General features: G+C 36.2%; 6 protein-coding genes. 3 read left to right on the top strand and 3 right to left on the bottom strand.

What is annotated here, in order from left to right; all coding sequences use genetic code 11:
- Window positions 1-43: 43 nt before the first annotated feature.
- From ACWA1F_RS00705 to ACWA1F_RS00695, 3 genes are read right to left on the bottom strand one after another with little or no spacing between them, the layout of a single operon-like run.
- Entirely contained in the window at window positions 44-1045 is a 1002-nt protein-coding gene (locus ACWA1F_RS00705) for a DUF3078 domain-containing protein (protein WP_306155833.1), read from the bottom strand.
- A 32-nt stretch (window positions 1046-1077) separates the two neighbouring features.
- The gene (locus ACWA1F_RS00700) at window positions 1078-2865 is read right to left on the bottom strand and encodes a 1-deoxy-D-xylulose-5-phosphate synthase (protein ID WP_456890811.1); all 1788 of its coding nucleotides are present in this window, start codon (window positions 2863-2865) and stop codon (window positions 1078-1080) included.
- 54 nt (window positions 2866-2919) lie between these two features.
- Entirely contained in the window at window positions 2920-3558 is a 639-nt protein-coding gene (locus ACWA1F_RS00695; protein ID WP_456890809.1) for a hypothetical protein, read from the bottom strand.
- A 61-nt stretch (window positions 3559-3619) separates the two neighbouring features.
- Here ACWA1F_RS00695 and ACWA1F_RS00690 point away from each other — a divergent pair, with 61 nt between their 5' ends.
- The 3 genes from ACWA1F_RS00690 to pbpC all read left to right on the top strand — a co-directional run bounded on the left by ACWA1F_RS00690 (window position 3620) and on the right by pbpC (window position 12472).
- A complete protein-coding gene (locus ACWA1F_RS00690; RefSeq protein WP_125722166.1) occupies window positions 3620-4063 on the top strand; it encodes a nucleoside deaminase in 444 nt (147 codons plus the stop codon).
- A 215-nt stretch (window positions 4064-4278) separates the two neighbouring features.
- Entirely contained in the window at window positions 4279-9966 is a 5688-nt protein-coding gene (locus ACWA1F_RS00685; RefSeq protein WP_456890807.1) for an alpha-2-macroglobulin family protein, read from the top strand.
- A gap of 130 nt (window positions 9967-10096) precedes the next feature.
- Window positions 10097-12472, top strand: coding sequence for a penicillin-binding protein 1C (gene pbpC / locus ACWA1F_RS00680; RefSeq protein ID WP_456890805.1), 2376 nt, complete (start codon window positions 10097-10099; stop codon window positions 12470-12472).
- Window position 12473 lies beyond the last annotated feature (1 nt).

Raw genomic sequence — 12473 nt, 5'->3', positions numbered from 1 at the left:
AATATTCTAAAAGAAGCTTTTTTTATAGTTGTATTTTTCTCTTTTATTTGAAAGCATAAACAAGACCAACACCCAAAACTTGTCTTAATTGCATTTTTGGTCCTTCGGTAACCTGGCTTTTTGTTCCTGTAGTTGGATCAATAACGTCCTTTTTATTTTTAATGTCATCATCATAAATAATATGAACGCCGATATTAGCTTTAACATAAGCATTTACAACCAAGTCCAACCGTGTATCATAATCAACATCCACATTTCCAAAGCGGTTTAAATAGTCGGTATATAAAGTGAGCCTGTTTTCATAAAAAACATTTTTATAAATTTCGCTTTTCATGTATCCAGTTAAAAGTATACCAAATTCGGCTTTTACTTTTTGCCCCTCTTCAATTAAAATTTGCTGTGTCGGGTCTAAAGGATCTGGTGCATAAACTGCTTTTTTAACACCAAAAGAACCTTGATTTGCCAAATTTTGATCTAATACTAAAGTGGTTTTTAACGTAATAGGTGAGAAATAAAAAGTTCTATTTTTCTCTTTATTCGAATTCTCAGCTCCGGCTCCTAGAAAGACATACGCTGGTGCGAAAGGTCTAGAGATTGGCACATCTCGGTTAGGATAATTATAACCGTTTGTAAATTGCGTGTTGAAATTAAACTTAGCTGAATAATACCAATTGGAAGCGGTATCTTTTCTAAAACCATAAGTAGAGTTGAATTGAACCGCATCATCTGTTTTTCTCATTTCAATATCATCCTGCTTATTTAGACCATATTTCATAATAAGTTCGTTAAACCATTTATGATTTCCTTTTAGATATGTTCTAGAAAATTCACCTTTAAATAAACCTGAGATAGAACTCGTTCCCCCGGCACTCCAATTGACAAAAGCAATTTGTGAAAGGTCAAAACCAAGTTGGTTTTTAGGTGTCCAGTTAGAAGGCGGTTTAGGTGCTTGATTTGGGCTTAAAGTGGTTTGTATAATCTGGGCAAAGTTATTAGAAGTACACAAAAGCAATAACAGCAAAAGGGTAGAACGCAATAAATTCATTTTGGTAATTTTTTTTTGGTGTCGCAAAATAATTATTTTGAACCGTTAGAAAAAAGATTTATTAAACTTTTAACGTCAATTTTACACAATTGTTGCAGTTGATTTACTGTTCCGTGCTCTATAAACTCGTCTGGAACACCCAAAATTTCAATAGAATTTTTAAAATTATTTGATGCTGCAAACTCTAAAATAGCACTTCCAAAACCACCATTTTTAACTCCATCTTCGATTGTAATTATGCTTTGGAAAGTTTTAAAAATGGTGTTTAATGTATTGATGTCTAGTGGTTTAATGAAGCTAAAGTTATAGTGCGCAATCTCCTCCGAATTGGTTGATTCTTTTAGAGCCTCTATAACATTATTTCCAATTGTTCCGGTCGATAGCACAGCAACTTTCGTACCATCTTTAAGGCATTTTGCTTGGTTCCAATTTATTTTTTCGTAATGTCCGAAATTTTCTACTTCCCAATTTGGGATGACTCCGCGGCCTCTTGGATATCGAATGGCAATAGGATGATCTATTCCCAACTGAACCGTATACAAAATGTTTTGAAGTTCAATTTCGTTTAACGGAGCATAGATAACCATATTCGGAATTGAACGCAGATACGCAATATCAAAAACACCATGATGCGTTGCGCCGTCTTCGCCTACCATGCCCGCACGATCAAGACAAAAAATAACTGGCAGGTTTTGCAAAGCCACATCATGAATGACCTGATCGTAGGCACGCTGTAAAAAAGTCGAATAAATATTGCAATACACAACCATTCCCTGAGTAGCCATTCCTGCCGCCAAAGTAACGGCATGCTGTTCGGCAATTCCCACATCAAAAGCGCGATCTGGCAATTCGTCCATCATAAATTTTAAAGAACTGCCTGATGGCATTGCCGGAGTGATTCCGATTATTTTTTCGTTCTTTTTGGCTAAGTCTAAAATGGTCAAGCCAAAAACGTCCTGATATTTTGGAGGCAGATTTTCTTCCGATTTTAAATGAATTTCTCCCGTTGAAGCGTCAAATTTTCCAGGAGCATGATATTTGACCTGATTTTCTTCCGCCTGCTGCAATCCTTTTCCTTTTGTAGTTACAATGTGAAGAAATTTTGGACCTTTTATCTTTTTTAAACGATTTAATTCTTTAATCAATTTTGGAAGATCATGACCGTCAATAGGGCCAGAATAATCAAAATTCAGCGATTTTATAATGTTATTCTGCCTCGGGTTTTTTCCGTTTTTAACCGAAGTAAGGTATTTTTTTAAAGCGCCCACACTCGGATCAATCCCGATGGCGTTATCGTTAAGAATTACCAGAATATTAGCATCTGTAACTCCAGCGTGATTAAGACCTTCAAACGCCATTCCGCTTGCGATAGACGCATCGCCAATAATTGCAATATGCTCTTTTTCAAAATCGCCTTTTAGTTTAGAAGCAATCGCCATTCCGAGGGCTGCCGAAATTGAAGTAGAAGAGTGGCCAACGCCAAAAGTGTCATAAACGCTTTCACTTCTTTTCGGGAAACCAGAAACTCCATCAATTTGCCTGTTGGTGTGGAAAATTTCTTTTCTTTCCGTCAGGATTTTGTGTCCGTAAGCCTGATGTCCCACATCCCAAACCAATAAATCATCTGGCGTATTAAAAACATAATGCAGTGCAATTGTAAGTTCGACAACGCCGAGACTCGCTCCTAAATGACCTTCTTTTACAGAAACAATGTCAATAATAAACTGACGAAGTTCCTGAGCAACCTGAGTAAGCTGTTCTTCTTTTAAAAGACGTAAATCAGCAGGATTATATATGTTGGAAAGTAAATCGCTTTTCATTGTAAAGGTAAAAAGCAAATTTACGGTTTTAAATTTAATTTCTTTTACAGCGTCTTATTTCAATAAAATAGGCACAGAATATTGCATTCTAGTTTTTTTTCCGTTCGATTCGCCAGGCTGCCATTTCGGGCATAAACTTAAAACTCTGATAATTTCTTTTTCCAAAGGTTCTTCAACGGCTGGAGAACATTCAAGAAACGATACAGAACCATTTTTTTCTACCGCAAAGGCTAGAGTGAAATTGAGTTTCCAGTAATTAACATCTTGTGGTTTTTTATATTCTTTCATAAAAAAAGTATGAAACTGGTCGATACCACCGGGAAATTCTGCATTTATATTTGAAAGAGGTTTTGGGTTTGATGAGGAATCATCTTTTTTTGGTTTATCAGTTTTTGAAGTTTTGTTTGCATCAATTTCTTTAGATGCGATTGTTGTTGTTTGTTTTAATTCAGTTTTCACCGCTTTTGGTAAATCTCTTTGAGTTTGCTCTAATTTTTTCTTGCTTATTGCAGTTGTATCTAAAGCAACTGATTGTGTTGTTGAAGTATCTTTAACAACTTTAATATTTTTAACTTCTTGTTGCTTGTCTTCTTTATTTTGACAACTGAAAAAAACTACAGTTATAACCGCAAACAGTGTTGACAAAAACAATTTGCAATTTATTTTAGCAGTTATTTTATGTTTTATTTTCATACTCGAATTTCAAGGTTTAAATGTAATAAAAATTAAAGTGTAAAGTTTTACTTTTGCAATTATGGAAAATCCTTTTACAGACGAATATTTTATGAAGAAAGCTTTGCAGGAAGCTGAAGAAGCCTACTTAAAAGGCGAAATTCCTGTAGGAGCTGTTATTGTTGTAGCCGATAAAGTTATCGCAAGAAGCCATAATCTGACCGAATTGCTAAATGATGTTACGGCTCATGCAGAAATGCAGTCTATTACCGCTGCAGCCAATTTTCTTGGTGGAAAGTATTTAAAAGACTGTACATTGTACGTTACTTTAGAACCTTGCCAAATGTGTGCAGGTGCTTTGTATTGGAGTCAGATTTCTAAAATTGTATTTGGCGCCCGCGACGAACAGCGCGGATTTCTGAATATGGGAACAAAATTGCATCCTAAAACCACAGTAGTTTCTGGTGTAATGGCAAATGAAGCAGCCGATTTAATGAAACGTTTTTTTCTGGAAAGACGTAAATAAATTTCAATAGATACCTTTCTGATGCACTATAAGGAGTTTTAAGTATTTGAGAAACTTCAACAAAAGTTAAATAATCATTATTAGAGAATTTTCTTCTTAAGAAATTCAGAAAATAATTTACTTTTATCATAATTTAATTTTGGGTTTTGCTGTTAATTTTAATTGCATGACACATTTAAATTGCTAGTTTATTAACCGATTAACTGTAGATAGAAGTGAAAGCAAAAGGACTATTTCTCGCATTTTTTGTGTTTTTTATTTTTCAATCCTGCGGGCGTAAATCAGCTGCAGATTTCAATTCCGATTTTTCGTTATTTAAAGATTACATTACCAGTTTTACGGGGGGTATCGTTTCGGCAGATTCTGATATCCGTGTGGTTTTGGCATTCGATAAAAATGATTGGAAACCGAATCAGGAATTAGATGACGATCTGTTTGATATTTCGCCAAGCGTAAGGGGGAAAGTTGTAGCGCTTTCTACCAATACATTAGCTTTTATTCCGGAGAAAAAACTGAAAATGGGTACAGAATATCAAGTTACTTTAAACTTAGATAAGCTGACTGCGATTCCGAAAGAGAAGGAAAAGGAATTGTCTAAATTCAATTTTACAGTAAAAACGGTTAAACAGGATTTTACCATTAATACAGGTGATATTCAGTCTTACAGTAAAGAGTATCAGTATTTAAACTGTACTTTAAAAGTAGCAGATAATATTGATTTGGAAACTGCAATTAAGCTGGTTAAAGCCAAACATAACGGAAACGATCTTAAGATTAAGTTTGATAAAAATGTGTCTTCAGGAAAAGAATTTCATTTTATAATTGACAGTATTCAGCGTCAGTCTGAAGCTTCAAATTTAGAAATTATCTATGACGGAAATGATTTTGATATTGATCAAAAAGGCCAGATTGATTTTCCAATCACAAGCATCAACGAATTTAAAGTCATAAAAGTTGAAGTTCCAGACGGAAACAATCAGCAGGTTTTAATTAATTTTTCTGAACCTTTAGAAAAGGGGCAGGATTTTGCTGGATTGGTTTCGATTCAAAATACTAATAATCTGAAATTTTCAACACAAGGAAATTTACTGAAAGTATATTTTACAAACCAAAATGCGCCAAAAAAAGAAGAGCCAGTAGCTGTTGCTGTAGAAGAACCAGCTGCAGTCGCAGTAGATTCAGCTGCAGTAGTAGTTGACTCAGCCACGGTTGCAGTAGATTCAGCTGCCGCAGTCGTAGAGGAAGCAGTTGAATATGTGCCAGATGAAGAACCAGAGCAAGTGGTGACAGGCGAATTATTATTAGAAGTTTTTCAGGGAATTGAAAGCCAATACGGTAAAAAGCTGGAAAATAATTACAGCGAAAAAATCTCTTTCGATCAGATCAAACCAAACATTCGCTTTGTTAAAAACGGAACGATTCTACCAAGTTCAAATAATTTAAAATTAAATTTTGAAGCTGTAAATCTGAGCGCTGTTGATGTAAAAGTGTATAAGATTTATAAAAATAATATTCTTCAGTTTTTGCAGTATAATGAATTAAATGGCGGGCAAAACCTCAAAAAAGTCGCGCAGCCAATTGCCAAAACCACTTTAAATTTAAGAGAAAGCACGCTCGTAAATCTCACAAAATGGAATACGTATGCTTTAGATTTATCTAAAATTATTAAACCAGAACCAGGAGCAATTTACAGAGTTGAATTTGTTTATAAAAAGAAATATTCGCTGTATAAATGTGAAACTTCCGAAGGAAATGATGACGAAACTGAGGAAGAAGAAGTGGATGAAAACGACGTAAACTACAGCGGAAACTCTTACGACGATTACTATTATTATGACGATTACGATTGGAGAGAAAGTCAGGATCCTTGTACAGGTTCTTATTTCTACAATGCTCGAATTGCAACCAATATTTTAGCTTCAGATTTGGGAGTTATTGCCAAAAGAGGAGAAAATAAATCGTATTTGTTTGCTGTAAACAATATTGTTACAACGGAGCCAGTTTCAAATGCGAGAGTAGATTTGTACAATTTCCAACAGCAGAAAATAGCGACAGAAGCCACAAGCAGCGAAGGTATTGCATCTTTCCAATTAGACAAATTCGCTTATTTCGCGATCGTAACTTTAGGCGATCAGTCGACTTATGTGAAGTTGGATGACGGACTTTCTTTATCGGTAAGTAATTTTGATGTTGCGGGAGAGACTTTACAGAAAGGCTTAAAAGGATTTATTTACGGAGAAAGAGGCGTTTGGCGTCCTGGAGATAATTTGTATTTGTCTTTTATTTTGAATGACGCTGCGAATAAACTTCCGAAATCACATCCAATTAAGTTCAGATTAAATGATCCGAACGGAAAAACGGTTTATCAGACCATTCAAAAAACAAATGAATTAAATCACTATTCTTTTACAGTTCCGACCAACCAAGATGCGCCAACAGGAAACTGGGAAGCAATGGTAAGCGTTGGAGGTGCGAAATTCTATAAGAGCATTAAGATTGAAACGATTAAACCAAATCGTTTAAAAATCAAAAATACCTTTAGTAGAAAAACACTTTCTGCATCGTATCCTAACACAGATAATCTGGAAGTAACTTGGCTTCATGGGGCAATTGCAAAGAATTTGAATGTAGAAATGCAGGCGAAATTCTCTCAGCAAACCACGACTTTTAAAGGTTTTGAAAAATATACTTTTGATGATATTGTACGCCAATTTAGTACAGAAGAAATAAATGTTTTCTCTGGAAAATTAAACGAAAGCGGAAAAGCTTCGATAAACATTCAGCCAAGATTGCAAGGTCAGGCACCAGGAATGTTACGTGCTTCATTCATTACAAAAGTATATGAAGAAGGTGGTGATTTTAGTACAGACGTAATGTCAACGACTTATTCGCCATACAAAACGTATGTCGGACTTAAAACGCCTGAACTGAATAAGTACAGCATGCTTGAAACCAGAACAAACAATCGTTTTGAAGTGGTGACGGTTGATGAAAACGGCAGGCCAAAATCAGTCCGCAATCTTGAAGTAAGAGTTTACAAAGTAGACTGGAGATGGTGGTGGGATTCTTCGAGCGATAATTTATCGAATTATAACTCGTCAAACTCAACGACTTCTTATAAAACCTTCGTGATCAATACGGATTCTAGCGGAAAAGGAAGTTTCCAATTTGCCTTAACAGACGAAGAATGGGGGCGTTATTTAATTCGTGTTGAAGATCAGCAGGATGGTCACGCAACCTCTTTAACAGTAAATATCGACTGGCCAATCTGGTCTGGAAAAACACGTAATAGAGATGCTTCTACGGCTAATATGTTGGTATTTTCTACCGATAAGAAAAACTATGCTGTTGGTGAAAAAGCACAAATTTCTTTCCCGTCAAGCGAAGGCGGACGTGCGTTGATTTCGGTAGAAAACGGATCGAAAGTAGTGCAAACTATTTGGGCAGAAACCAAAAAAGGAGAAACAAAAGTAGAAGTTCCGATCACGGGAGCAATGGCGCCAAATGTATATTTTAATATCACGTTATTACAGCCTCACGCCTCAACCAAAAACGATTCGCCTATTCGTATGTACGGAATTGTGCCGATTGAAGTGGTAGACAAAAATACGATTCTGGCACCAACGCTTTCGATGCCTGATGTTTTACGACCAGAACAAAACTTTACCGTAAAAGTGGGTGAAAAATCAGGTAAAGAAATGACTTATACAATTGCAGTTGTTGATGAAGGGCTTTTAGATTTAACTCGTTTTAAAACGCCAAATGCTTGGGACAGTTTCTATGTTCGTGAAGCTTTAGGGGTAAAAACTTGGGACGTTTACGATGATGTGATAGGAGCTTACGGCGGAAAAATAAATCAGATTTTCAGTATTGGTGGAGATCAGGATTTGGGCGGTGGAAAAGCCAAAAAAGCAAACCGTTTTAAACCTGTGGTACTGTATTACGGTCCATTCAAATTAGGAAAAGGCGAAACAAAATCGCATCAGTTAAAATTGCCAAAATACATTGGTTCTGTTCGAACAATGGTTGTGGCGGGAGATGCGAATACAAGCGCGTACGGAAGTGTAGAAAAAGCAACTCAGGTTAAGAGTCCGTTGATGGTTTTGGCTTCGTTGCCAAGAAAGATTTCGCCATCAGAAAAAGTAACATTGCCAGTAACAGTTTTTGCAACTGAAAACAAAATCAAAAATGTTTCGATTCAAGTAAAAACCAGCAACGGATTGAAAGTTATGGGAAGTGCTGTTCAACGATTGAATTTTGCTCAGCCAGATGAAAAAATGGCTTATTTTAATTTGGTTGTCGGCTCGGCTACAGGAATTGCAAAAGTTCAGGTAATCGCAACTTCAGGAAGTGAGAAATCAGTTTATGACGTAGAAATCGATATGACAAATCCGAATCCAGTTACGAGTACGTTTACCGATGTTGTTTTAACGCCAAATAGCACCAAAACAATTTCATGGAAAACATTTGGAATTGCAGGAAGTAACAAAGCAAGATTAGAAGTTTCGTCAATGCCGTCTATGAATTTGAATGGAAGATTACAATTCTTGATTCAATATCCGCACGGTTGTGTAGAACAGACAACTTCATCGGTTTTTCCTCAATTATATTTAGCTGATGTGGCTGATATTGATGCGAAACGAAAAGATCTGATTCAGAAAAATATTGTTGCGGGAATTGCAAGATTAGGTAATTTCCAATTGTCTAATGGTGGAATGCCATACTGGCAAGGAAATGCAATTGCAGACGATTGGGGAACTTCTTATGCTGGACATTTCTTAATTGAAGCAGAGAAAAAAGGGTATGTATTGCCAATTAATTTCAAATCTAAATGGCTTTCATATCAGCAGAAAGAAGCCAAACAATGGCGTTTTGAACCGAAATACGGAAATGATTTAGCGCAGGCGTATCGTTTGTACACTTTAGCTTTAGCTGGAAATGCCGATTTATCAGCAATGAACAGATTGAGAGAAACAAAAGGCATTTCGAACGAAAGTATGCTTCGTTTGGCTGCGGCTTATGTTTTAGCAGGTCAGAAATCGGCTGGACAAAGTTTATTCTTGAAAACGAGTATCGACGGAAGTTCAGACGGTTACAGTTATTACTATTATGGTTCAAGCGAAAGAAATAGGGCAATGGCTCTAGAAACTATGCTGCTTTTAGATCAAAAACAAAAAGCTTTTGTTACAGCAACAAAATTAGCCAAAGAAATGTCGGCAAATCAATGGATGAGTACGCAGACAACGGCTTACAGCTTGTACGCGATGTCGAAATTTGCGGTGAGCAACGGTCCAAAAGGAATCAATATCCAGTTTAGTAAAAACGGAAAAGGAGAAGTGATAAATACAGGTAAATCTGTCGCAGATCGCAGTCTTTCTGTTGCATCTGGTTCAAATAGTATCACGCTGAAAAACAATAAAGCCAATACGGTTTATGTTCGCGTCTTGAATACTGGAATATTGCCAATCGGACAAGAAAATGCGGTTCAAAGTGATGTTACGGCTTCTATTGTTTTCAAAAACAGAAAGGGTAGTATAATTAATGTTTCGAAAATCAGTCAGGGAACTGAATTTGTAGCGGAAGTAACGATTAAAAACCAAAGAGGAGAAAGTGTTCAAAACGTAGCTTTATCGCAAATTCTTCCTTCAGGATTCGAAATTGTAAATACCCGTTTCACAGATTACGGAGACGCTGTAAACAATATTGCAGATTATATTGATATCCGCGACGACAGAACGAATTTCTATTTCGGAATGAAGGCCAGAGAAACCAAAGTTTTCAGAATTCTGTTGAACGCATCTTATTTAGGGAACTATTATCTGCCAGGATTGCAATGCGAAGCGATGTATGATAATACATTCTTAGCCAGAACAAAAGGATTCTGGGTCGAGGTAGTGAAGTAAAATTATTAGCCACGAATTCACGAATTATTATAATTTAAATTCGTGAATTCGTGGCGAAAAAAAACTTTGCGAACTTTGCGTAAATCTTTGCTCCCGATAGCTATCGGGATTGCGGTTAAAATAACAAGTATTGAAAAATAAAATAAAAGCGTTCTTTCAGCGCATTATCAATTGGATAAAAAAGAATAAGATAAAATCAGCAATTGCATTTCTGCTCTTGCTGATTTACTATTTTTCGATACCTCGAACTTTATTCAAAGAACCTTATTCAACCGTTATAGAAAGCAAAGAGGGAGAGCTGCTTGGAGCTAAAATTGCCCGTGATGGCCAATGGCGTTTTCCGGCGCAAGACAGCGTTCCCGATAAGTTCAAAAAATGCATTGTTTATTTCGAAGACGAATATTTTTATAAACATCCCGGATTTAATCCCGGCGCGATGACAAATGCTTTCAAACAAAATAGAAAAGCAGGAAAGGTCGTTAGGGGAGGAAGTACACTTACGCAGCAGGTTATTAGGCTTTCGCGAAAAGGAAAAAACAGAACCTATTTTGAAAAATTTATCGAAATTATTCTCGCGACAAGATTAGAATTGGGTTATTCTAAAAATGAAATCCTCGAAATGTACGCAGCACACGCACCATTTGGAGGAAATGTTGTCGGGCTCGAAATGGCTTCTTGGCGTTATTTTGGCGTTCAGTCCAATCAATTGTCATGGGCAGAAAATGCGGTTTTAGCGGTTTTACCGAATGCACCAAGTTTGATTTATCCAGGAAAAAATCAGATTAAACTTTTAAATAAAAGAAATCGACTTTTACTAAAACTGCATCAGGAAGGCATAATTGACAAGCAGACATACGAACTTTCCATAGAAGAACCATTGCCTCAGAAACCGTATGATTTGCCTCAAATTGCTCCACATTTGCTTCAAAGAGTGGCTAAAAACGAAGAAGGAACAAGAGTAAAAACCACAATTGATTATGCTTTACAAAATAGAGTCAATCAAATTGCGAGATATTATTACAATCAATACAAACAGAATGAAGTTCATAATCTGGCGATTTTAGTTATCGATGTTCAGAGCAGAAATGTTATGAGTTATGTTGGAAATGCTCCAGCCGATGCAGATCACCAGAAAGATGTGGATATTATTGATGCGCCAAGAAGTACAGGAAGTATCTTAAAACCGCTTTTATATGGCGCTATGCTTGATGATGGAGAGTTATTGCCGAATACTTTAATTGCCGATATTCCAACACAGATTTCTGGTTACACGCCTCAGAATTTTAATTTGACTTTTGACGGAGCTGTTCCCGCACATCGTGCACTATCACGTTCATTAAACATTCCCGCAGTTTTAATGTTGCAGGATTTTGGAGTGAATAAATTTTATGAAGAATTGCAGAAATTCAAGTTAAAGAATATTAATAAAACACCCGATCATTACGGTTTATCGCTGATTTTAGGAGGGGCTGAAAGTAATTTATGGGATTTATGCCGTACGTATGCGAATCTTTCTTCTACGGTCAATTATTTCAATAAAAATAAAGGACAATACCGAACTAACGAATTTACCGAACTCAATTATAAAAATGATTTTAAACCTGATTTTGGTTCAGAAACCAATCAAAAGAATATTTTGGGAGCAGGTTCAATTTGGCTGACTTACAACGCAATGGAAGAAGTCAACAGACCCGAAGGAGACGAAGCGTGGAAGTTTTATGACAGTTCGCTTAAAATAGCTTGGAAAACAGGAACCAGTTTCGGAAATCGTGATGCTTGGGCAATTGGAACAAATTCAAGATATGTAGTCGGAATTTGGGTTGGAAATGCAACTGGAGAAGGACGTCCAACATTAACAGGAGTTACAAGTGCAGCGCCTATTTTATTTGATGTTTTTAATTTATTGCCACGACAAAGATGGTTTGATACGCCATGCAATGATTTGGCTGAAGTTGAGGTTTGCCGATTAAGCGGTTATCTAGCAAAAGATAATTGTCCGAAAATCAAACAATGGGTTACTAAAAAAGGAAAATCTACTAAAGTTTGTCCCTATCATAAAACGATTCATTTAGATAAAACAGAACAATTTCAGGTCAATAGCAGTTGTGAAAACATTGATAATATAGTGACTAAAAACTGGTTTGTACTGCCTCCAGTTATGGCGTGGTATTACAAAAGCCAACATATAGAATATTTGCCTTTACCGCCATTTAAAGAAGCCTGTGAAGGAACGCAGACCACTACAATGGATTTTATTTATCCTAAAGCAAATAGCAAAATCTATTTAACGAAAGACTTCAGCAGTAACGTGCAGCCGGTAATTTTAAAAGTCGCTTATTCTGAAAGAGATAAAGAACTATTCTGGTACGTTGATGATGTTTATAAAGCTACAACCAAAACATTTCATGAATTGGCCATTACGCCAACAACAGGAACGCATTATATTACGGTTGTAGATGCTTCTGGAAATGAAATTAGAAGGAAGATTGAAATTGTGAGGGAATAGT

Source organism: Flavobacterium erigeronis (genome assembly GCF_054075165.1).
The sequence above is the reverse complement of the archived record's forward strand: the minus strand, read 5'-3'. Positions and strand labels throughout refer to the sequence as shown.

Coding starts and splice junctions, on each gene's coding strand:
- ACWA1F_RS00705 (WP_306155833.1), bottom strand. CDS start 1,045: ATGAATTTATTGCGTTCTACCCTTTTGCTGTTATTGCTTTTGTGTACT.
- ACWA1F_RS00695 (WP_456890809.1), bottom strand. CDS start 3,558: ATGAAAATAAAACATAAAATAACTGCTAAAATAAATTGCAAATTGTTT.
- ACWA1F_RS00700 (WP_456890811.1), bottom strand. CDS start 2,865: ATGAAAAGCGATTTACTTTCCAACATATATAATCCTGCTGATTTACGT.
- ACWA1F_RS00690 (WP_125722166.1), top strand. CDS start 3,620: ATGGAAAATCCTTTTACAGACGAATATTTTATGAAGAAAGCTTTGCAG.